Raw genomic sequence first — 23,574 nt, 5'->3', positions numbered from 1 at the left:
TTTTTATATTTCTTGCATAGTTGTTTGTGCGCTTAAAAAGCACGGTATTTTACCTCGAACATCATTAATAAGGTAAATGTTTTTGCTTAATTTTAATTCTTTTATAGAAATTGAGCGCTCATGAATTTGCCCAGATTGAAGTAGTTTAGCGCGCGCAATGCCAGGCAATAAACCATCACTAACAGGTGGCGTATATAAGATACCGTTGATTTCAATGACAATATTATAAAAACGTGCTTCAGTTAGGTGATTATGCTCATTGAAGAAAATAAGCTCGCAATTTGGCTTATCCGCAATATATTGGCTGTGTCTCTGTGTATAAAAGCCACGTGTACTATGGTCATCTGTTTTATGTTGCCATAGTGGATTGTTTGAGTCTATTTTCTCAGGACAAATAAGCAGTTCAATGTGATGAGGCGTGGGCGATTGCTCAAGTTGTTGATGCGTAATTGTAAAAAGCCCTTGATAACTCACAGCAAGTCGAAGCTTATATTGTTCACTGTTTGCCGTGATGAGTGTTTCACAATATTGCAATAATGCACGTCTTAACTGAGTTATATCCAAAGTAAAGTGTAAAACAGATGTTGAACTTAATAAACGCTCAAGATGTAAATCACACGATGTAAGCCCACTTTTATCATAAAGCATGCTTTCAATCAGTTGAAACTGAGGGTGATACAGGCGTTTGATAAATTGAATTTTGGTGGTCATTTCTTGCCACTCATCATCTTGTGTAGACTGAATGGTAAAACCGCCACCAACACCGCAATGCCATAGCTCATTATTTTGCTGCGTTAATGTGCGAATAGCAACACTAAAGCACATATCATTATTTGGCATAATATAGCCGATACAACCTGTGTATACACCTCGCGGGGGTTCAAGTTGCTGAATAATTTCCATCGTGCGTTTCTTGGGTGCGCCAGTAATCGAACCACAAGGAAATAAGTGCTTAATAATATCAGCAAAAGGAATGTTGTTATCCACTTTTCCGGAAATCGTTGAAGTCATTTGATAAACGCTTTTATAGGTTTCAATCGCAAAGGGCTTGGTGACTTCAATTGACCCTGTATGACAAATGCGAGCAAGATCATTACGCAACAGATCAACGATAATTAAATTCTCTGCTTTGTTTTTTGGGTCTGTTCGTAAAAACTCATAGGATTGTAGATCATCATTGGGATCATCAAAACGTTTGCTGGTGCCTTTCATCGGGTTTACGGTAGTAGTCTCACCTTGCTTTTTAAAAAAAAGCTCGGGTGAAAACGATAAAACGGTCATTGGTTTAAACGGTAGAAAAGCGCTGTAGCTCACGGGTTGTTGCGCTTTTAGTTGCGTGTAAAGCTCATAAGCATTTAAGCAGGATCGCAGCTTAACGCGCTTGGTATAGTTTATCTGATAGCTTTCACCATCGGTTAATGCTTGTTGTATGCGCTTGAAGTCTTTGACATATTGCAATTGAGAAAGTGGATCATAAATAAGGTCTATTGCGGGGCTATTAGTAGTGGTTATCTCAGTTTGAAATAGATCCGGTGAATAGTGCTCAAAAGCAACAAAATGTAAAAGTGGTGTGATGCCATCTGTGAGATTTGTTTGCATGGAAGCAAAATCAGGGTTTAGATAATAAGCTGCTTCATAGCTAATAAAACCAACAAGATATAAGCCTTGTTGTTGTAAGTCTGCTAAACTCGCAAATGCAGATTTTAGCATCTTGGGATCAGTGCATAGGACTTCACTATGTGGTTTGCTAAAATAAAAGCTCTTGTCATTACTATCTAAAGTATTTTCAAGATAAGCAAATGGTGGTAGATGGTTATTAGGCATTGTTGATCTCTGTTTTTAAGCGGAAGCGGTCAATTTTACCGGTGATATTAAGTGGTAGTTGCGGGTATAAATAAAGCTGATCAATATGTTTATACGTGGCAAGAAAAGGCGTGAGAAAGGTGTTAATTGCTTCTAAGGTGAGTGATTGATTATCTTTGGTAGCAATACAAGAGCAAACAAGCTCACCCCAAATATCATCTTTCTTGCCAATAATTGCAACTTGCCCAATTTCAGGCATTTGATAAAGGTAATGTTCAAGCTCTAAAGGGGCAATTTTAGATCCGCCTTTGACAATGATATCTTTAATGCGCCCAAGAAAGTATAGATGATGTGTATCATCAATATAGCCATAGTCGCCCGTGGCTAACCATTGTCCTTGGTGAGAGATCGGCTGCATCGGTGCTTTGATATATAGCTCTCCAATGTGCTTATTATCATCGTTAACATGCTTAAGATGATCGTGTTCAATCGCTTCAATTTTTATCTTAATATCATCAAAAATTTTGATTTTATTGTAAACGCTAGACGCTGTAAGGTTTTGTGCATAACCATAAACTTCGGTCATCCCAAGACCGTTAAGCAGAGGTGTGTTAAAGGTTTCTTTGATCAGATGTATTAAAGATTCACTGGGCTGATCACCGGCAACGCTTAAATGTCTAAGCTTATGGTTTATTGGCGTTTTCTGGGCTTCAAGTGCTAACTGATAATACATTGTTGGTAAGAGTGCCAATGCCGTAATCTGATATTGATCAATCAATTTGAGTGAGGTCGTTGCGTCAAAGCTAGGTGCTAGTACCATACAATTGCCTAGAGCTATGTTTGGTAATAGCTGATAGGAAAAGGCGTAGGCATGGTTAAATGAAAGATGCACAAGGGATATATCACCTTTATTAAGACCATAATCAAATTGACGTGCATAAGCATAAGCTAGAATTTGCTGCGTGTAATGTCCGTGAAAGTTATAATGCCCACCCGTACCCGAGCTTATATGATAGGTGATCCCTTCGCTTTGGGCTTGAGGAAAATCGGTAGTCTCAGTGCTGGAGGCTTTCTTTAAGCTTTGCAAATAATCTAAAGCATTATCAATAATAACAAGTATAATCTGCTGAATTTGGCAGTAATGATTAAGTGCGTCAGAGTACTGCTTTGGTTCAATCATTAACAGATCCGGCTTGGCTCTTTTAACAATCTTAAGTAATTCATTGGCAATAAAACGTGGGTTAACTGGTATGCAATTGACCCTTTGATACCAACTTGCAAAAAAAAGCCCAACAGAAAGCGGTGAGTTATGTATTGCGAACATGACTTTATTTGTGTTATTTCCTTTTAACCAATGGGTAAGGCTAAAAGTGTAGTCATACATATCAGCATAACTAAATACTTGATCTTGATAGATAAACATCGGTGTCGTATCTAAGCGTTTTAGATACGCTAGAAAGTGATCAACGGTTTGAATGTCTAAAGGTGTTAGCATATTAGCTTCTTTATTTATGCATAAAGCGATAGGGTGGTATTTTAGGATAAAGGTCAGCTTAAAACAATTGAATCTTTAGTGCATGCTTTGCTATAAAAAGACAGTATGCTGATATAGAATGATGACATTGCAAAGTGAGCTAAAAGGATGATATAGCGATGTCAAATTATTTAATCAAGTCACCAACGATTGTCAATGAGGGTAAAATTTTTGTCGCTGATGTATTAGTCAAAGACGGTAGAATTGCCAAGATTGCCCAAGATATTTCTGCCACGTCTGATGTTAAGGTTATTGATGCTGAAGGATTGCATTTGTTACCCGGCATGATCGATGATCAGGTGCATTTTCGTGAACCTGGGTTGACATACAAGGCGGATATTGAGAGCGAATCAAAAGCGGCAGTTGCTGGAGGTATCACCTCTTACATGGAGATGCCAAATTGCAATCCAGCGACGGTGACAATTGAGCGACTTCATGCAAAAAAAGCGCTAGCTGCCACCAAATCACATGCTAATTACGCTTTTTACTTAGGGGCAACAAATGATAATGTCGATGAGCTTAAACGTTTAAGTCCGGGTGACGCCTGTGGCGTTAAGATCTTCATGGGGGCATCAACTGGTAACATGTTGGTTGATAATGTTAAAACCTTAGAAAGCTTTTTTGCTAATTCGCCAATTTTAATTGCAACACACTGTGAAGACACACCAATGATTGCACAAAACGAAGAAAAATATCGTGCGCAATATGGTGAAAATGTACCATTTGACTTACACCCTTTGATTAGAAGCAGAGAGGCTTGTATTAAATCATCTACTTTGGCAGTTAGTTTAGCTAAAAAGTTTAATACTAAGCTTAATGTGCTGCATATTACCACCAAAGATGAGTTGCAATTATTTATTGAAAATAAAAATATCCCACTTGCAGATAAGCGCATTACGGCTGAGGTTTGTGCGCATCATTTATTCTTTTCACGTAAGGACTATCACACACGAGGCGCTTTAATCAAATGTAATCCGGCGATCAAAGAAGAAGAAGATCGTTTAGCGTTGCTTGAAGCGGTTAATGACAATGTATTAGATGTTATTGCCACGGATCACGCACCGCATACTTGGGCTGAAAAGCATCAAAGTTATTTCAAGGCACCATCGGGTCTGCCGTTGGTGCAGCATGCGTTATTGTCATTACTTGAACATTACCATCAAGGTGTTTTTTCATTGGAGAAAGTTGTCCAAAAAACATCACATGCGCCAGCGATAATCTATCAGGTTGAAGAGCGCGGCTTTGTCCGTGAAGGGTATTGGGCTGATTTGGTATTAGTTGATCTTAATGCGCAACAGCATATGAGCGATGTCGCGGCAAAATCAAAATGTGGTTGGTCACCGTTTAGTGGCTTGACTTTTTCATCAACCATTAATAAAACATTTATTAATGGTGTTTTGAAATATGACCATGGGCGTATTGTTGCAGATGACTTGGGTGTAAGCCTAGATTTTGCTAAGTTCTAGTGTGGTGATTAAGTTACTTGTGCTTTGTATTAATTGATTTGTGATCATCTGCTTTGTTATTGGCAATCCAGTAGAAACCGTAGTAAATCATAGTGTTACCTCTTGATATTTGTTAGAGACTTTTATTTATGCTTGTCTTTTGTGTGGTTTTGGTTTGCTTGATTCAGCTGTTGTTGAATTTGCTGTTGATCTAGCCAGTGCATCATGTAATAAATCATTGTTATCCTTATGTTGGTATTAAGTTGGTATGTGGCTATTATCTAATCTTTTTAGAGGGAATGCAGTTTCAATAATGTAATTGTCTGTATTAAATTTGATACACTCTATTTTTAGCTGATGCTCTAGGGTTGTAGCTAAATCTGCAAATTGATTGTTGAGCTAGCTATAAACATTGCAAAATAACGAGTGATAAGTATATTAGGCATACTTTAGGATTAAGGTTGAATTAGGTTAGTGACAATGAATGACTATAGTTTTTTTGATGTTGCCATTGAAGCATCAGCACTTAAATTTGGTGAGTTTACATTAAAGTCAGGGCGTATTAGCCCCTATTTCTTTAATGCAGGATTGTTTAATCACGGCAAGACTTTACATCAATTAGCAGAGTGCTATGCGGCTAAATTAATAGAAAGTAAGGCACAATTTGATGTGTTATTTGGTCCTGCTTATAAGGGTATTTCTTTGGCAGCACTTGTTACCTCTATTTTATATAGTCGTTACGGTAAAGATGTTGGCTTTTGTTACAATCGCAAAGAGAAGAAAGATCATGGCGAGGGTGGTGTGCTTGTTGGTGCGGATATCAAGGACAAAAAAGTATTAATTATCGATGATGTGATTACTGCGGGCACGGCGATTAAAGAGGCCATCGAGATTATTAAAAATCATGGCGGAACCATTGAAGGAGTTTGTGTTGCGCTAGATCGTCAAGAAGTGGCACCTAATGAGGAAATATCAGCCGTTCAAATGGTCGAAAAAGCTTATCAATTCCCTGTTTATGCCATTGGCAATTTAAGTGACTTAATTGATTATCTCAAAGCACAAGGGCAGATTGAGCATGAATTGATTGAGCGCATGAAAGCCTATCAGCTAAAGTATTCGGTAGCGTGTGTTGACTAATCAAATGGTTCAGCTACCATTTATAGCAGTTAGATATTTCTTTGGGAAAATGTTATGCAAGGAAAAACTGTTCTTGTGGTAGATGATGAAACGGAAATACGTGAAGGTATTGCTGAAGTTTTAAAGGAAAATGGCTTTGAAGTGATCACTGCTGAAAATCCGATAGAGGCAGATGAATTAATTATAGAAAAAAAGCCAGATCTTGTGCTTTTAGATATTATGATGCCTTTGGAGGATGGTCGCTCTTATTGTCGAAGGCTGTTTGAGAAATATGAAATTCCAATAATCATGATTAGTGCGTTAGAGTCAGATGTTGAAGAGCTCATTGCTCATGAGTTGGGTGCGATACACTATATGCGTAAGCCTTTTAGTATGCGTATATTGTTGACAAAAATTAAAAATGTCTTGCGTGTCTGTGCACCTATCAATCAAGCAATAACTCAAACTATGAACAAAGGAATGTATCGTTTAGATCGGTTTAACTTTGATCCAATTAAAAAAGTCATTTTCAACTCATTAGATAAACTGACACTTAACCCCAATGAATGTAAGTTAATCGTGCTATTGATTGAGGCGGATAAAGAAGCGATGTCAACACCTCAATTAACCAAAGAAATTTATAATCGCGAATATGATTTTGAGGATAGGTCGGTGTCAACACTTGTCTATCGGCTAAGATCAAAGCTTAAGAAAATTGGCGGTGAGGAGCTCATCCAAAGTGAATATGGAGGTGGATATGTCATTCTTGCTGATGTGGTTAAAGAAGGTTAAACAACTTAAGATTCGTATTTATTCCAGTTGGTTTTCAATTGTTCTTGCAATTATCAGTGTTTTACTTTTTTCACAAATAGTCATAACCTCAATGCATTATTATATTGAGCTGAAATCGAATCGTGTTGCTAACGTTTTGTACTATCTGTCAAATCTGGAGTATTTTGATTTTGATCGTATGGAAAAGGAAAACCTTAGAAAGTCATTACCAAAGCTAAGCAATAGCATGGTGTCTATTGCGATGGAAAAAAAGAAACCCTTAGACCTTGATTATGTACACCCAGAAGGCGCTCTTACAAAAGAGCAAATTGAAACCATATTGCCGGAGATTAATTTTTTCCGCTCTTGGCGAATAGGGGTTTATGTTGAGGAGTTAAAAACATGGGTGTTGCTTGATATTCATCCTGTTAATTTTCCTTGGAAATTGATTATATTTATATTTATCCAAGCACTTTTGGTTATTATTTTGATGAGCTACTATTGGAATGTCTACCAATTGAAAAAGGCATGGAAAAGAGTGCATAACTTATATCAAAAAAGCATGAGCTTCAATGACAAAAGCGATACAGATATACCGATTACAAGTGCTGCTATTATTAAAATGGCAGTCAAAGATTTGGAAACTTTGATCAAACGTGTTGATAGTCTTTCAAATGAAAAAATTCATATGATGATGTCGTTAGCGCATGGCATTAGAACACCTTTGATGAAAATGAATGTTGCTTTGTACAAAGTAGATAACTCTGAAGCTGTTGATAAGCTAGAGGCACTTATCAGTGAAATTGATGAAATTTTGTCACAAATTATACAGTATACAAAGTCGGAGCAAGGCAGTGCCGCAAAGCAAACAACTAATTTAGCAAAGCTAACACAACAAATATTTGAACAGTATGCTACAGCTGTCCCTTCGTTTAGCATTGTGACGCTTTCAAATAAAGCTTTTGTAACAAGTATTAATAAGGTGAGCTTTGAATTAGCCTTAAATAACTTGGTGGACAATGGTATCAAATATGGCAAGCAAGTTGAGGTGTCAACTTATCAAGATAAAGGACATTTTTATATTGCTATTCAAGATTATGGTCCAGGGATTGATCATAAAGATATGCACAAAGTGTTCGAGCCATTTCAGCGCGTTATGAATGAAAAGCATGGCAGTATTCGCGGTTCAGGGGTTGGTTTGGCGATTGTCAAGAAAATGCTTGAAGAGCATCAGGCGGAGATTAGATTGGAGAATAATCAAAAAGGATTGAAAGTTTCTCTATGCTTTTAGTTTAATTAATAGTCACTATAGAAAAGTAATTTGAGCTACCTATTATCTCTCCTCTTGCGGGAGAGCTAGCTTAGCATAAGCTACTTATGGAGGGGGAAATTGAATTTATATCCGGTGGTATTTGGTTATATTTCGTATTTTTGAATATTTAATACTCCGCGTTAGTATGAGCATGTCCTTCTTAATGAAGAAACTGCTTGATATCAAAATATGATATCAGGGTAAATATTAATTCACTATAACTAAACGGGGTAAATAAATGATGAAATTAAATAAATTAGTAGTAGTTTTAGGGTTTGGTTTTGTTTCAGGTGTGGCAATGGCAAATGATGGGAGTCAAACAACACTTTATGTGCCAAATATCGCAGATGCTGGATATGAATTAAATGCGGCGCAGTCAAGTCGAGAAGAGCAAACTCGTGATGGGAATGATGCTGTAGCGGTAACTTGGGGGGAGCTTCCCGTATCAACAAGTGACTTAGGTGGAGCAATTGATGGTCAAGATAAATTTAAAATTGATTTTGACACAGGTATTGTCTCAACTGAAATGTCTGGTCTTGCAGTTGGCTCATATAAGTATAATTCAATTGCAATCGCAAATGAAGGCACTCAGTTTGCTGGTCAGGTATTAACAAAAATTTTGAACATAACCGTTATTGATGAAGGTGGAAGTGGTAGTTTATTAGGGTATATTCCAGTGGATACTAATGCTTCTCATCAATTAACGGATTTAACGACAGGAGAACATGATCTCTATGTTGGTTACCTTGATGTGAGTAGTGTTACTGCTGGGACGTCGTTAGGCGTAACCGTTGATGCTTATAATGTTGCTTCTACTACAATGTTTTCTGGTGATCTTGAGTATAAGTTAATCGGGGTGACAGATAATGGTGAAGATATTAATAAGTATTTGACTATTGACTCAAATGGCGAGGTTACTACAACAGGTGCTGCGATAGCAGATGAAGTTTTTGTGGGTACCCAAGTTTATTCCTTACAAGTATTTATTAAGGATGCAGTTGGTACTGGCGCAACAATAGGTTCTTTGCCAATTTTTATTAAAGATAATGCAGTGGATCAGAGTGAGTTTGAGAAGGCATACGAGATTGGTGGTGTTACGCAGGGTGGCGTAGCTCCAGATGCAGAAGTAGGTACAGCAACAGGTATTGATCTTGAGGTCGTGGCTAAGTCATAGTCTGAGTTATTGTTTAACTCAGTCACTTCTATTGTCTAATGTTTGTATTACATAACGGCTAAAACTCTATATTTTTATAGTTAGTCGTTACGAAAAGGCATTTTGAGATTAAACAGGTGAGTTGTTTCTAAAGTATGCGATGCATCAAGGTAGTGATGTTGAGTGAACAAGTGCTTTTATTGATTCATATTCATTGCATTTTAATTATTAATTGATTAAAGGCATTTATAAGATTGCTGCGAACTCTGTGTCAGATGTGTTTATTATAAAATAAAGGTGAGATTTATGTATAAATCCTTTTTGAAATTTAAAACTATACCCTCTTTGGTTTTATTGGGATTAGGGCTTTCTGCTTGCGGTGGTGGCGATGAAGGTGAGAGAGCTGAAAGTAGTGGACCTAGCTATAATCTGACGGTGGATACTCAGATGGATTCAGCAGTTGTTGCTGATTTTTTTACTGTCAATGTAAATCTGGATGATTTGGCAGTAAAACAAATTGAAGCCGTGGGTGTTGGTGCCGATAAAGCAGGCTCAACAATGACAAATCTATCAATAAGGACAGATTTCGGTGCTAATGGTAGTGATTATGCATACGCGATTGGCAGCTGCAAAAACGGGGTTGATGTTGGAGAAAGCTGTAAGATAGATTTGATGGTGCTTAATATTGATAAAGTAGATCAATATTTTGTTTTTACTATAGTCGGTGAGGTTGATGGTCAAACAATAGAGAGCAAACCAATCTCTTTGCCAGTGAAAGCACTAACATTAATTAATAATAAGAAAAATGAAATTTATACGACTGGCTTAAATACATTGGTGTTAGTTAATGAAACTGGTGAAACTGTTGATCTTACTAGTGAAAAGCTTAGATTGGAGACTATGGTTGGTAACATTAATGGTGAAAGTTTAATTAATACCTGTCAGACAGTTCTTCAAAATTATGACACATGTATTATGATGGGGGACTTTGTAACAGCTCCACAGGATCGTGTTGGTGATGAAGTGGTGTTGGAAGGCTATGATCAAGGTATTAGTAAAACAACACCAGGGTTTGTTAATACTAAAGCGCTATCCCAATATGAAAATCCAAGTTTGGAAATTAGACCTTCTTATGCTTTTTATTATCCGGAGGATGTGAGTAAGTCCTTTGTAATATCAAGCCTAGATGTATCATTTGCGGGGGATAAATCTCAGTTGGTTTTTAACGCTGGAAATGGTGATGCTGAGCTAAGTGACAGTTGTCGTGATTTATCACAGGGCTCTAGCTGTGTTGTTAACTATACGGCATCATCATGGCAAGAAGATATGATAGCTGTGACTTCCAATGAGGTTGAGCTTGGTAGTATGCACTTACTGGATCCCAATGATTTACTTATAAGTGATGTGGTGGTTGAGGAACATGAAGATAGTAATGAAATCCGAGTGACAAACAATACAGCAATAAATATCCCGTTGTCTGATATTCAATTTATTACGCCAACCGCAGAGCTCCTAGAAAGTAATGGTGTTATTCTTGATAATCAATGCCAGAGTTTAGAGGTGCTTGAGGCAGGCGACACTTGTACTATTACCGTTAAGAAAGATCTTGATCAGGAAATTCGCCCGCAAAATGTTAAATTTGACGTGATAATGCAAGTGCAGGATTATGTTCAAAATGCTCAAGTTGAAGTTAGAAATGCAGTGACAGATGAAGGCAATGTTGTGGGGCTTTCATTTGCAAATGAGGTGATCTTTTATGAGGGTAAAGATAACGTGACACAGCTTGTGCTTCAAAATACATCCTTGGCTGATATTGATTTATCTCAGTACCAAGTGGATTTACCGCTTATTTTGGGTGTAAATTATCAAAATAACACTTGTCAATCGGGCACGTTGGCGCCGGGGCAGTCGTGTACGATCGATATTATTTCTTCGGATAGACCAGAGAATTTGTCAGCTAATAGTTATAATGTTAGTGTCTATAAGCTTGATAATAAAGATGATAAAAATGTAAGCTATATACATACCAAGGTGCCAGATATTTCCATAGCTCCATCAGTCAGTCATATATATTCTGATGAGGTTAAACTAATTGAGATTCGTAATGACTCTTTGGCTCCAGCGCTTAATGTTGTGTTGGATCAACTTGCTAGTACTGATGAATACCGTATAGATTTGGCTCAGTGCCAGGCTTTGATTGCCGATAATAATGGGCGTTTACCAAGTTATTCTAGTTGTTTGGTCAAGGTCGAAGCTAATACGTTAACTAAGGATTATTCCCAAAAAATTACTTTGTCATATGATCATGATAAAACTATATCAGCAGACCTTCAGTTGTTATCTACACAGGTCAAAATGAGTCTGTTGCCAAGTACATTAACGCTAAAGCAGTTAGAAAATGGAACTCAGGTGTTAGTTAATGAATCAAATTATTACGTAAATGATATTCGAGTCAGCGCACTAGATGCAAATGCACCAACGATAGATTATTCAAGCTGTAAAAATGGTTTAGCACCGTTATCTGAGTGTGCAATTAACTATACAGTGCCTGAACAAGTGGCGCCACAAAGCTATGATTATCAAATATCAGGTAGTGCAGTGAGTTCACAGGTGGAAGATGATTTGAGCTTTTCTATGACTACGGTTATCACAGTGCTTGAGGCTTCAGGTCTTGAAGGGTATGTTATTATTGATAAAGATGGTCGCTATAACTCAGGTTTTGAAAGCCCCATTCGCTATAACGGTTATGTTGAGTTCGATATGATAGGCGAATATGTTTATTTTCAATCAGGGTTTAGCAATCGAGTTTCAGAAGATATACGCTGGAGTATTATTGCTTCGGATAAAATATTAGATGGGTTGGATTACTTTAAGATTGATCAGTCTGGACGTGTGTTTTTAAATGCACAATCATTAAATGGTGGTTTATATACGATTAAAGTGCAGGCAACGAATGAAAATGATGTTAGCGACGTAGTTACTCGTGAATTTAATATACTAATCCATCATAGCAATTCATGGTTTGCTCAAAATTATATGATTGATAATGCCCTTAACCCAGGGAGGTTCGTTGGAACGGTTGATGTTAATGCCGGTGCAGGGCAAATGGTGAAAGGAATTGACTTAGTAATTAAACCAGTAGGGATACGTTGAAAATAATGAATAATATGAAGAAAGTGATTATCCTTGTGCTTATGCTTGGCGAAGCAGTTTATGCGCTTGAGTCTCAAAGTGAGCATCCTGTTAGCAATAAGTCGGTGTATGTGAATGATACAGTAGAATCAGGTGTCAGAGTTGATGGCTTCTCAATGGCAATTAGTGCGGGGTTTATTGATATGGCGGGGAATAATTCTGATATTTTTAATCAAAGCAGAAATCAAGATCGAACGAGTTATGGTTTAGTTGCTTTATCTTATGACTATCTATTTGAGCAGGAAGATTTCTATGCGCTGCATTATGGGTTAGGGGTTGCGTTTTATAATGTGATAGGGCAGGGTAGTAATACTCTGTTACCTATGCCTAAAGTCATTGTGCGCAAGCAACTTGCTGAGGAGTTTTCTCTATATGGCTCATTTGGGACAATACTTGTGCTTTTTGACTTTGGTGTGGGCGTCTCTTATAACATAAGTGACGGTGCATCTGTGCAGTTAGGCGTTAATTATATGCCAAGCACAAGATTCACCAATAATGATCACAATATTAATGCATATAGTTTTACTACCGGCTTAAGGTATACTTTTTAGCAATACTTTGCTGTGATGTTGTTGTATGTGGTATTAATTGGTTTTTCTTTGTGGTTACCAATATTGTCATGTTCTGTATACAATTGATGTTGTGGTATGAATGATTTTGCATTATTAACTTTTAAAAATTTAGCGACGAGGTTTTGTAGATGATAAAGAAAACATTGGTTTATAGTTTCCTAAGCACATTAATGTTAGGAGTGGGAATTGCAGGGGCTGAGCAAAAAGAAATTGACAATAAGGAGGCGGATTTTGACTCAATTGAGTGGGTTTTAGGGCCTAATAACCCTTTCTCTAAGTACTTTACTATTGATGATGCTGGGGTTGTTAAGACAAGTGAACTATTTTCTGATTCTGATGCTAAAGATGGTGATATATTTCCTCTTGATACTTTTGCTATTGCTGAAGGTGGTAAGTTTGATGGGCAAATGCTACAGGATCAAGTGCTTGTTCGAGTAGTAGAGACTTCTACTTTTTCAAAAACTTTATGTGATTTTGATGAGCCAGTAATTCTTAAGGATTATGAAGATAGTGGGTTCGAAATAAGAGAATGCAGTAGGGAGGGGGTCACTGTGTTTAGCATACAAGCAGCTCTTGTCAATGTATATGATCCGGATGGGGAGTTAATTGAAGGATTTTTTACTGAACCTTCTGTTGAGTATAGGGTTGATGGAGATGTAGCGAGTGTTTCTGCAATGCTTCGCAATCAAATTCAACGAACTCATTTCTTCTTTAAAGCTAGTCCAGATGAATATGCTTACAATTTTGTCGATCTTGATTTTCGTGTGAATTACTTTGGTTATAGTAAATTTATGTAGTGCCACATATTTAAGATACGCGAATACTTTAGAGATGTTGTAATGCACCATCAAATATGAGGTTTACAAGGAAAACCAAGTAGCCACTTGTTTAGAAAGTGTGAAAGTGTCACTAGAGCATAATATATAACCCTTTATGGTTCGGGTGGTCCGCATACAGCATTGCTTGATGTGGCAAAAGCGTTTGTAAGATAAAATAACGGCATTTATTAGGTGCTTTAATGATGTATTGGCTAAGCCATGTAAATGGACATATAAAGGGAGAGTCCTACAGGCGGAATAATCTTTACTTATTTAAAGGGTGAGGTGCTGGGTAAGTTATGTTTTCAGGCAAAATGCATTAAATGAGGTGCTTGCTACTTATGGCAAAAAATACTGGATTACATTATTACATTTGCATAGATACTTAGTGTTACATATTATAAAATTTAGGTAGGTCAAAATGAATTTAAATAGAATTAGAAGTCTTAGGTATTTTAGCTTAACTTTTGTATTTGGTTTGTCGGCATGTGATAGTGATAGCAATGGTAGTGATACCATTGTAGAAGCTCCAGAAAGTGTTCAGCTAATTATTAATTCACCCGATGACATGCCAAATAGAAGTACACGACAACTTGAATTAAGCCTTAATCAATTCAATTATACTATTCAAAGAGTTGGAGTTAATGCTAAAGATGATCAAGAAATTGAGATCAGAGTTACTGATGTTATAACGCCAATTACAGAAGGTGAATTGCAGTGCACAAAAGGTATTTTTATGGATGGAGCTACAGAGCAAACAGTAAAATTAATATCTGGAAGTGCTGAAACAATTTCTTTAATAAGTTCCGACGAAGCAGGGTGTCGCCATACGTTAACCTTTTCATCCTCTGATGATAGTGTTACTCTTCCTCAGCAGCAAATCATAGATGTACTTGATGGGGAGACTATCGACTTTAAATTGACCTCTCAAGAGGTGGGATATGATCAAGATAGAATGCTAATTGATTTTGATACAAATGGGACATCTCAAAATCAGCAAATGAGAATGACCCTGCCAGCCCCAAAAGAGTGGAGTGATGACTTGCTTAATTCTAAGATTACAATAACTGTTCCGGATCAGGTTGTTTTTGATTCAAACGACGCTAGTTCCATGGAAATTAATTTAGAAAATGGAGTTGATATTGACTTAGGTTTAAATATCTTGAGTGATGCAGCTGCAGAATATGATCTTTCTATTAATTATACTGTATTGCAGCGATCTAATAGTGATGAGAAGCTTGATAAGAATGCAAGTAATGATATTATTTTTGATTTGTACGAAAGCAGATTGGATCTTGTATCTATGGCCTCATCAAGTCATATGTGTGGAATGCGAGAGAATGCTTATTATTGTTGGGGAGGAAGAGATCAAGGTCAGTTCCCAATCATAGCGTTTTTAGTACCTGATGAACATCCTTTACGTGAACCCGAGTATATGCCTCTTGCCAGAAAAATGCCAACAGGTAAGATTTACGTAGGCGATGGTAATACTTTTTTAAAAGATTCAAAGGGTAAACTAAAATCCGCGGGTTATTTTCAGTATGGCACAGGTGGTTTAGGAAAAATATTACATGGACCATTTATTACTGCTGTTTTAAATTTTGAAGATATAATTTCTGAAAGTTCTAAAAATGATGATCATACCTTATTTTGTAATAAGGATTATACTAGTGACTTTGACATTTGCACTGGAATGGGAATAACACCAAAACCAGAACTTTATGAAAATTACTCGGTTCTTGCTTTTGACTCAGGTAATCGAAATTCCTGTTTGGTTGACGCTGATACAAAGAAGTTATATTGCTGGGGAGATAATACATATAATCAATTAGGTCTTGATATCACACAGAGGGAGGCTGATTCTATAAATAATAACTTTTTGAACTATTTGAGTAAATATGGATACTCTCCAGAACCGGTCACTGTTGATACTTTTTCTCTTAAATCATTTACAGATGTTTCTACTGAAAATGGTTCAATATGTGCAGTTGATAGTGGATCGAATTTATTTTGCTGGGGAGATAACACAAGTGGTAAGCTTGGGGTTGGTTCGGGTGAGAGTTTTGTCGATGCCTCCACCAGTAATATTGTGATGTCTAATATCAAGCAAGTTAGTGTTGGTTATCAAAATGTTTGCGCAATAGATAATTTAGGAAAATTATATTGCTGGGGAGATAATGAAAGTGGTCAATTAGGTGTAAGCAGCAGTGAGACACACTCAAATACCCCTCAATCGGTTTCATCACTTACAAATGTCACTAAAGTTGTTGTGGGCTATAATAGTGTCTGTGCAATTGCTGGTGAGTCAAATCAGTTGTATTGTTGGGGAGATAACACCTATGGGCAGCTAGGTAACGGATCAACTAGTATGAGCAACGTCCCGGTATTGGTTGAAACGAGCAATGGCTCTGAATTACCGATAGGTGAAGTTAAAGATATTGGGATTGGTTATTACGATGTTGCGGGTGAGGGGGATTCTAAAGAATTGAATACATTAGAAAATTCTCAAAAGACAGTTTCTTATGCTTGTGCAATTTCTTCAGAGGATTCTTTGTTATATTGTTGGGGGGGGAGACCAAGACCAAATGGAATTATAAAGAGTGATCTTCTTCCAAAGCACTGGAGTGTACCACAATTTCCTGTCTAGCTAAAAGATGGTAATACCATCTCTACTGAACAGCTCTTCATTGTGCATATGTTAAGTATATTGGCTACTTTTGACAATGTATGACTTTTATGCATTGATGGATGGTAGCATTTATGCAGCAGTCTTTTTTGTACAATAAGTAATTATTTTGGTTGTTTTTCATGTTTAATCAATGAAGCTTTTTGGCAAAATAATCATGATTACTTTGCGAAATTCTCGACTGTAAAACCTATTAAACCCTTTATTTATAAGGTGCTCATAGTTTTTGCCCTCTGACACAATGCGTAAATCCTATAATGTTAAAAATTTTAGGATTTTGAAGCGATTAAATATATTAAAACCTTAGGGTGTATGAAATTTTTCTAGGTTAGATATGTATAAATATTGAGAAAATAATGGAAATTAGTAAAAAAGTAGTAGTAGCAAGTTGTCTTTCAATCATAGCAATATCTCAAATTAATGCTGATGTATTACATCAAAAAGTGCCACAAGCAAAGAATATGATGAGGGGTGTTGTTGATGAATCTATGGGAAATAAGCTTATGGTGAATGATGTTGAAATATCTGAACGTAGTCAAGATGTAACAAGTAATACGAAAGAAGTAATCTCTTTGCAACAACAAAATAAGAAAGCTTATCAATGGGGTATTGGTTTTGGCGCTATCTTTTCGCCTAACCCATATAAAGATACTAATTATACTATATTACCAATTCCGGTTATTAGCTATTTGGGAGAGGATTTAACGATATATGGTCCATATGTTTCTTATAAATTATATAAGAGCGATTTTACAGTAACCGAGGCGCAGCTTTTTCTATATCCTGAGCAGTTTAAAGCAAAGGATAGCAATGATTCTCAGATGCAAAGGCTAGATAATCGTAATTATATTGTGATGGCAGGTTTTAAACAAAGATTTATCTCAGCATACGGGGACATTAATGTGGGTTTGAATTTTGATATTACCGGACAATCCAATGGTTATATGGGGGTGATTGAATATGAAAAGCGATTTGTGTTTATAAAAGGGCAACATTTATTTAGTCTAAAGCCAAGCATTGGTTTGCAGTATAGTAGCAAGCAGTTGACTGATTATTACTATGGTATTAGCTACGATGAATCAGTGCGATCAGGTTTAGCGCAGTATACCCCGAGTGATGAGGTTTCGCCTTATCTTGGCCTTGCTATTGTCTATAGCTATGGCAGAAGGTGGAATTTATCGTTAACCTCACGGGTTAATCGCTTATCTGATAGTGTGTCAGATAGTCCAATGATCAGTAATCAGTATGTGCTGACATCATCTATTGCGTTAAGTTATTCATTTTAAGAAATTTATGATATTTGTTTTTCGAGGATTTAGTGATGTATAAAACAGGAATAATACAGCAAGGTAATTATGCAAATAGTGATATTTTTTATAGAAAGGATAAAATTGAGAAGACATTTGCAGCTAAACATTGGTTAATTCGTAATACTGTTGGGCGTTGGTTTATACATAAGGAATGCCGTATTTATAAAAAGTGGAATCTTTAGTAGCTAGGGAGTGTGTGAAGATCAATCCATTTAGTTTGGAAATGAAATATATCAATGCTAAATCATTGTCATATTATGTTGATAATAAACTTAATCTACCGGTTGATATATTTAAGAAAATTCATCAACAGGTAGAAGATTTACATGGAGCTCGCTATGTTCATCTAAATCTGAAAAATCCCAAAAACATTCTTATTACTGACGTTGGAGAGGCGTTTGTTATTGACTTTAAATTAGCCTGTAAGTTGGCAATTTGGTTGCCTAGATCTTTGAAGAAGTTTCTTATGACTTTGGATATAAATGCTTTGTTGGAGTTTCAGAAACGTTATGCAATATAGCATTACGTGTGCAATAAAATCACTAGGTGCCAGAATGATAATGGTTAAGGGTGGGAATTTTAAAAGGAAGGTTTGTGTAGTGTTTTTTAAGGTTTGATACTGGGAAGATGCAGCAAACAAAAGCTAGCGCTGATAGAATACGTATTATTTGGTATTGTTATTATTCACCAATGATTCTTTATGCTAAGCATGCTTTTATTAAATATTTAAGGTGGTTTAAGTGAAAAAGTTTATGGGTTGTTTTGTTTTTGCAATGATGTGTTCAAGTGCTCCAGTAATGGTTGAGGCAAATGAGCAAGGTGTTATAAGTAAGCCAAATTTCAAGGCAATGACGGATGTTAAAGAGAAAAAACAAGCTTTTGTTGATTATATGTTGCCTTATATTGAAACAGTCTATCTAAATACATTAAAACAAAGGCAGAACCTTCAGACAATAGCTGATGGTTTTAGCCAACAGGAAGGGCTGAGTAAGCCGCAGATAACATTTCTTGTAGAGCTTGCGCGTGAATATGATGTTGATATGGATGTTGATGATTTGAAATCAGCTATTGATGAGCTTCTTATAAAGGTAAATGTTGTTCCTGTAGGGTTGACTCTGGCACAAGCCGCTTTGGAATCTGGTTGGGGGACATCACGTTTTGCAAGCCAAGGCAATAATTATTTTGGGCAGCATTGTTTCACTACAGGTTGTGGCATGATTCCAACGCAAAGAGGTAAAGGACAGAATTTTGAAGTGCAAGTATTTAACTCACCGGAGGGGAGTATACAATCCTATTATGATATGTTAAATACAGGGCAAAATTTCACTGAGTTTAGAGATATGCGAGATAAATTATCTCAAAATAACCAAGAACTAACAGGAAAAGTGTTGCTGGAGGGTTTGGATAGATACTCAGAGCTGCCTGAAGGTGAGTATCAAAAGCGTGTATTATCGACAATGAACTACAATAACTTTTGCCGATATAATAATGTCATTGAAGATATATAAGTCTATGAAAGAGTTATGCATTGCCAATGATAGTAAGTGTTGGGTTAACAGGAGTATTAGGTAATGGCTGCTAATCAGCATGGTAGAGATTTTAAGACGGCAATGAGGATGAAGTATAAACAGCCAGTAGATAAGGTGCTAAAATATTTCGTTGAGCAGGACTTTACATATAGCGAAGTTGCTGAATTAACGGGATTTAAAATGGCAACTATTCGTAAATATAGTCGTAGATATAAAATCTATTTAAGAACAAGCAAGATTGGAAATTTAGACTATATAAGCCAACAAGATAAGCTTTTAAATAACATAAGAAAATATGAAGTGGATTCTAAGAATTTTCTGTATAAAGCATGGTGCAGGCAATAATTTTTAAATTTGACAGTTTCATACTGTGATGCATTCACTTTTAGCTAAATCAATATAATCTAAGTCAAACCTTTCCAAGCTTAGGTTATGTTTCTATGTGTCACAGTATGAATAGTGCTAGCTTGAGTAAATAAGATTTGCAAAGCTGGTAAAAATTTATTTTGTATGATTTGGTATTTTTATTGCGTCATGTAATTGCTGCATAATGATAACTGTACATTGATGCGGATATGAACACGTTGAAAGTTTAAAATTATGATTACTGGACAATATGATAATTCTGGAGTTGCAATCTCGGGGGAGTGCGTGATACACCCATCGTTAAGTATTTGACGATGGATATATAAACTTAACACTTTAGGAGGATTAAGATGTTAACTAGTATAAAACAACTTTCAATTATTGGGGGAATGCTACTTTCTGTCAGTGCGTATAGTGATGTAACCCTTTATGGTCCAGGTGGTCCGCATACGGCATTACTGGATGCAGCAAAAGCGTTTGAAGAAAAAAATGATGTTAAGGTGCATGTGAATTTTGGTCCTCAAGCAACGTGGCAGGCAAGAGCACAGGAAAATGCAGATATCCTATTTGGACCATCGCAGCAATCAGCATTGGCAATTGTTAATGATTTTAAAACGAACTTTAATGTTAAGGATATGCAATCACTATATTTGCATGATGCGATTATTTTGGTGCAAAAGGGCAATCCTAAGAAAATCACAAAGCTTGAAGATTTAATTAAACCAAATATTAAAATTGCAGTTATTGATGGTCAAGGAATGAGTAATACTTCAGGCACTGGTGTTTGGGAAGATATTGTTGGCAGAAAGCAGGATGTAGCATTTTTCCAAGCATTTAGAAATAATATTGAGGTATTTGCCATTAATAGTGGCAGTGCATTTAAGGTATTTAAAAACAAGGAAGTAGATGCCTGGATTACTTGGCGTGATTGGGCATTCTCCAATCCTGACGTAGGTGATATTGTTAATATCAATGATGATTATGTTATTACGCGTGATTTCAATGTTGCTATTAATCAAAATAACACCAATCCACAAGTCAACCAATTTGTAGATTACTTAAAGACGCCTGAGGCACAAGCAATTTTTGCAAATTATGGTTGGTATGTCGGTAAGTAATTTTATTCAAATATGCGACGTTGATTTTTTTAAATGACAACATTCATGTCAACGTGCTACCATGGGCGCAATCTGTATCAGAGGAAATTCCTTTTAAATAATGAGTATTATAACGATTAAATCTTTAATTACCGCTGTGCCTGATTTTCCAAAGCCGGGTATTTTATTTCGTGATATCACGCCATTATTGGCAGATGCTGATGGCTTAACGCAAACAGCAAGTCTTATGGCAGAACGGATCAAAGAAAAAGGCTTAAAACCCACAATTATCGCAGGACCTGAGAGTCGTGGGTTTATCTTTGGTGTAGCGCTAGCGAAGCATTTATCAATTGGCTTTGTGCCAATTCGTAAGCCTGGTAAGCTGCCACGCGCGGTACATGCCTGTGAATACGAGTTAGAGTATGGTACTGATAGATTGGAAGTGCATCAAGATGCTTTTTCTAACGATGACCAAGTATTGTTGGTAGATGATTTATTAGCAACAGGTGGTACGGCAAGTGCTTGTGTTGAGTTGGTTAGAAAAGCTGGAGCTACTGTATTAGGTTCATTATTTGTGATTGAGCTTAATGGACTCAATGGACGCGATAAAATGCCAAAAGACATCTTTATTGACTCATTAGTTCAATATGACTGAGATTAAACTTCATTTTAATATTTCACATTATCAAAGCGCTCTACTTACGTGGTTTAGCCAAAGTGGGCGCCATGACTTACCATGGCAGGGTGATTTTAACCCTTATCACGTGTGGTTATCTGAGATTATGTTACAACAAACACAAGTTAAAACGGTTATTCCATACTTTCTCAAGTTTATTGATAGATTTCCGCATATCAGTGATTTAGCGCAAGCCGATCAAGATGAGGTAATGCAATATTGGGCAGGGCTTGGCTATTATGCACGAGCTAGAAACCTGCACAAAACAGCACAAGTTATTTATCAGAAACATAGTGGTGTGATGCCTGATAGCGTTGATCATCTATTAGCGTTGCCTGGAATTGGCAAATCAACCGCTCATGCGATCTTATCAATTGCGTTTAAGCAAGCAACACCGATTATGGATGGTAATGTTAAGCGCGTTTTTGCACGTGTTTTTGCTATTGATGAAGTGTTATCAGGTGCGACCATTGAGAAAAAGCTATGGCAATTGGCGCATAAGCTTATGCCAAAAGACAAGACGCAAAATTACACACAAGCACAAATGGATTTGGGGGCGACAATCTGTATACGAACCAAGCCAAAGTGTGGGCTTTGTCCGTTACAGGATATTTGTTTGAGTTTTGCCAATGAGCGTGTAGATCAATATCCACGGAAAAAAGAAAAAAAGGTGAAGCCAGTGCAATCAGCAGTGTTTCATCTTTATCAATATCAAGATGAGCTGCTACTTATCAAAAAACCCAACAAAGGTATTTGGGGTGGGTTATACGCGTTACCAGAGTCTGCGTTAAATATTGGTGAATATAGTCATATGCTATGTGAAGAGCAAAAGCATATATTCACGCATTTTGAGCTTTATTATGATATTAAAGTGTATCAATTAACTCAGAAAGCAACGATTGATAATGCTTATTGGGTGAGCAAGGATAATATAAAGAAATATGCATTGCCTGCACCATTGGCAAAGCATTTGATTTGCTAATAAGGGCTAAGACTAAATATTCACCCACAAGTGCTCACCGTCCCCTGAGCGTAAGTCGAAGGGTAATCACACTTCATAGAGGCTTCGACTTACGCTCAGCCAACGCTTACGCAATAAAAGTGGTCAGGAATGTGGTCATAGCCCTAACAAGTAATGCATATTAGAAAAAACGATGATTTTAAAACACCCCGTCAGCCTACGGCTGCCACCCCTCTTGAAAAGAGGGGAATTAGGCAATGGTTATTTTTTATTCCCCTCTTTTCAAGAGGGGTGCCAAGTTTACGAGGCAGGGTGTTGAAATAGAAAAAAAAGTGCGTAATTGGATGAAATGTGATATTAGGCAGTTGCGTGTTGGCTAAGTACTTGGAAAATTTCTTTGGTCACTGTATCAACACTTTGATTGCCATCAACTTTAACATAAGTAGGCTTTTTAAGTTTGGTGCCCGCGGTATCAAAATGTTGGTAGTATTCAATCAATGGTGCAGTTTGCGCATGATAGACATTTAAGCGGTTCTTAACGGTTTCTTCTTTATCGTCTTCGCGTTGAATCAAGTCTTCACCGGTTTGATCGTCTTTGCCAGTAACTTTTGGTGGGTTATTATCAACGTGATAGGTACGGCCTGAAGCCTCGTGAATTCTACGACCTGACATGCGTTTGATGATGATATTGTCATCTAGTGTGATCTCAATAATAAAATCAATATTAATGCCAAGTTTTTTAAAGGCGTCGGCTTGTCCTAATGTGCGTGGTACGCCATCAAGCATAAAACCATTGTTGCAATCAGCTTGCGATAGTCGCTCTTTAACGATTTGCATAATAAAATCATCAGAAACAAGCTCGCCAGCATCTAATATTTTCTTTAGCTTCATGCCGGTTTCTGAGCCTGATTTGATCGCCGCTCGCAGCATATCACCTGTGGAGATCTGTGGAATGTTAAATTGTGTTTCAATGCGCTTTGCTTGCGTGCCTTTGCCAGCCCCTGGAGGGCCTAGAAGAATAATGTTCATGTGGTTTCCACGTAAAAGTAAAAATAAAATGTGGCTCTATGATAAAAAGAAATGGTTTAAAAGTCTTTTAAAAAATTGGTTAGGTTTGAATTTTCGTTCGTTTATCTATTCTTGCTTAGGATAGTTTATTTATTCTCTACATAAGCTTTGCCTTTGCTTGTTGTTTATCTAAAAAGCATGTATCATACGGCGTTGCTAAACTGT

The 23,574-nt window shown here is 36.8% G+C and carries 20 protein-coding genes; 17 read left to right on the top strand and 3 right to left on the bottom strand.

Annotated features, from left to right (window positions below):
* Nucleotides 1-3 precede the first annotated feature (3 nt).
* Complete coding sequence (gene pabB, locus NYP54_RS03300) at nucleotides 4-1,824, bottom strand: aminodeoxychorismate synthase component I (RefSeq protein WP_283157157.1); 1,821 nt, start codon at nucleotides 1,822-1,824, stop codon at nucleotides 4-6.
* Nucleotides 1,817-3,298: a class I adenylate-forming enzyme family protein gene (locus NYP54_RS03295; RefSeq protein ID WP_283157156.1), complete on the bottom strand. Its 1,482-nt coding sequence runs from the start codon at nucleotides 3,296-3,298 to the stop codon at nucleotides 1,817-1,819. The genes pabB and NYP54_RS03295 overlap by 8 nt, the downstream gene beginning before the upstream one ends.
* A gap of 158 nt (nucleotides 3,299-3,456) precedes the next feature.
* On the opposite strand from NYP54_RS03295, the gene NYP54_RS03290 reads away from it, so the two are divergent.
* The 17 genes from NYP54_RS03290 to mutY all read left to right on the top strand — a co-directional run bounded on the left by NYP54_RS03290 (nucleotide 3,457) and on the right by mutY (nucleotide 22,362).
* Entirely contained in the window at nucleotides 3,457-4,803 is a 1,347-nt protein-coding gene (locus NYP54_RS03290) for a dihydroorotase (protein ID WP_283157155.1), read from the top strand.
* 459 nt (nucleotides 4,804-5,262) lie between these two features.
* Nucleotides 5,263-5,919, top strand: coding sequence for an orotate phosphoribosyltransferase (gene pyrE, locus NYP54_RS03285; RefSeq protein ID WP_283157154.1), 657 nt, complete (start codon nucleotides 5,263-5,265; stop codon nucleotides 5,917-5,919).
* A 54-nt stretch (nucleotides 5,920-5,973) separates the two neighbouring features.
* Nucleotides 5,974-6,690 carry a response regulator transcription factor gene (locus NYP54_RS03280; protein WP_283157153.1) on the top strand — a complete coding sequence of 239 codons (717 nt, stop codon included), beginning with the start codon at nucleotides 5,974-5,976 and terminating at the stop codon, nucleotides 6,688-6,690.
* Nucleotides 6,656-7,960, top strand: a complete 1,305-nt coding sequence (locus NYP54_RS03275) for a HAMP domain-containing sensor histidine kinase (RefSeq protein ID WP_283157152.1) — start codon at nucleotides 6,656-6,658, stop codon at nucleotides 7,958-7,960. The genes NYP54_RS03280 and NYP54_RS03275 overlap by 35 nt, the downstream gene beginning before the upstream one ends.
* A gap of 259 nt (nucleotides 7,961-8,219) precedes the next feature.
* On the top strand, nucleotides 8,220-9,155 hold the full coding sequence (locus tag NYP54_RS03270; RefSeq protein ID WP_283157151.1) for a hypothetical protein: 936 nt from the start codon (nucleotides 8,220-8,222) through the stop codon (nucleotides 9,153-9,155).
* A 285-nt stretch (nucleotides 9,156-9,440) separates the two neighbouring features.
* A complete protein-coding gene (locus NYP54_RS03265; RefSeq protein ID WP_283157150.1) occupies nucleotides 9,441-12,287 on the top strand; it encodes a hypothetical protein in 2,847 nt (948 codons plus the stop codon).
* Nucleotides 12,288-12,292: 5 nt separating this feature from the next.
* Nucleotides 12,293-12,877, top strand: a complete 585-nt coding sequence (locus NYP54_RS03260) for a hypothetical protein (protein WP_283157149.1) — start codon at nucleotides 12,293-12,295, stop codon at nucleotides 12,875-12,877.
* 149 nt (nucleotides 12,878-13,026) lie between these two features.
* On the top strand, nucleotides 13,027-13,695 hold the full coding sequence (locus NYP54_RS03255) for a hypothetical protein (protein ID WP_283157148.1): 669 nt from the start codon (nucleotides 13,027-13,029) through the stop codon (nucleotides 13,693-13,695).
* Nucleotides 13,696-14,137: 442 nt separating this feature from the next.
* Entirely contained in the window at nucleotides 14,138-16,363 is a 2,226-nt protein-coding gene (locus tag NYP54_RS03250) for a hypothetical protein (protein WP_283157147.1), read from the top strand.
* 395 nt (nucleotides 16,364-16,758) lie between these two features.
* On the top strand, nucleotides 16,759-17,688 hold the full coding sequence (locus NYP54_RS03245; protein WP_283157146.1) for a MipA/OmpV family protein: 930 nt from the start codon (nucleotides 16,759-16,761) through the stop codon (nucleotides 17,686-17,688).
* 35 nt (nucleotides 17,689-17,723) lie between these two features.
* Complete coding sequence (locus NYP54_RS03240; protein ID WP_283157145.1) at nucleotides 17,724-17,894, top strand: hypothetical protein; 171 nt, start codon at nucleotides 17,724-17,726, stop codon at nucleotides 17,892-17,894.
* 14 nt (nucleotides 17,895-17,908) lie between these two features.
* Nucleotides 17,909-18,232 (top strand): hypothetical protein, encoded by a 324-nt coding sequence (locus tag NYP54_RS03235; protein WP_283157144.1) that lies wholly within the window; start codon nucleotides 17,909-17,911, stop codon nucleotides 18,230-18,232.
* A gap of 220 nt (nucleotides 18,233-18,452) precedes the next feature.
* On the top strand, nucleotides 18,453-19,220 hold the full coding sequence (locus NYP54_RS03230) for a glucosaminidase domain-containing protein (protein ID WP_283157143.1): 768 nt from the start codon (nucleotides 18,453-18,455) through the stop codon (nucleotides 19,218-19,220).
* 63 nt (nucleotides 19,221-19,283) lie between these two features.
* Nucleotides 19,284-19,586, top strand: coding sequence for a hypothetical protein (locus NYP54_RS03225; RefSeq protein WP_283157142.1), 303 nt, complete (start codon nucleotides 19,284-19,286; stop codon nucleotides 19,584-19,586).
* 371 nt (nucleotides 19,587-19,957) lie between these two features.
* Nucleotides 19,958-20,725, top strand: coding sequence for a substrate-binding domain-containing protein (locus tag NYP54_RS03220; protein WP_283157141.1), 768 nt, complete (start codon nucleotides 19,958-19,960; stop codon nucleotides 20,723-20,725).
* 100 nt (nucleotides 20,726-20,825) lie between these two features.
* The gene (locus tag NYP54_RS03215) at nucleotides 20,826-21,359 is read left to right on the top strand and encodes an adenine phosphoribosyltransferase (protein WP_283157140.1); all 534 of its coding nucleotides are present in this window, start codon (nucleotides 20,826-20,828) and stop codon (nucleotides 21,357-21,359) included.
* On the top strand, nucleotides 21,352-22,362 hold the full coding sequence (gene mutY / locus NYP54_RS03210) for an A/G-specific adenine glycosylase (protein ID WP_283157139.1): 1,011 nt from the start codon (nucleotides 21,352-21,354) through the stop codon (nucleotides 22,360-22,362). The genes NYP54_RS03215 and mutY overlap by 8 nt, the downstream gene beginning before the upstream one ends.
* A 336-nt stretch (nucleotides 22,363-22,698) precedes the next feature.
* Here the strand turns inward: mutY and adk are convergent, their stop codons facing one another.
* On the bottom strand, nucleotides 22,699-23,370 hold the full coding sequence (gene adk / locus NYP54_RS03205; RefSeq protein WP_283157138.1) for an adenylate kinase: 672 nt from the start codon (nucleotides 23,368-23,370) through the stop codon (nucleotides 22,699-22,701).
* Nucleotides 23,371-23,574 lie beyond the last annotated feature (204 nt).

This window comes from Cysteiniphilum sp. QT6929 (assembly GCF_030035755.1).
Classification (GTDB): domain Bacteria; phylum Pseudomonadota; class Gammaproteobacteria; order Francisellales; family Francisellaceae; genus Caedibacter; species Caedibacter litoralis.
The sequence above is the reverse complement of the archived record's forward strand: the minus strand, read 5'-3'. Positions and strand labels throughout refer to the sequence as shown.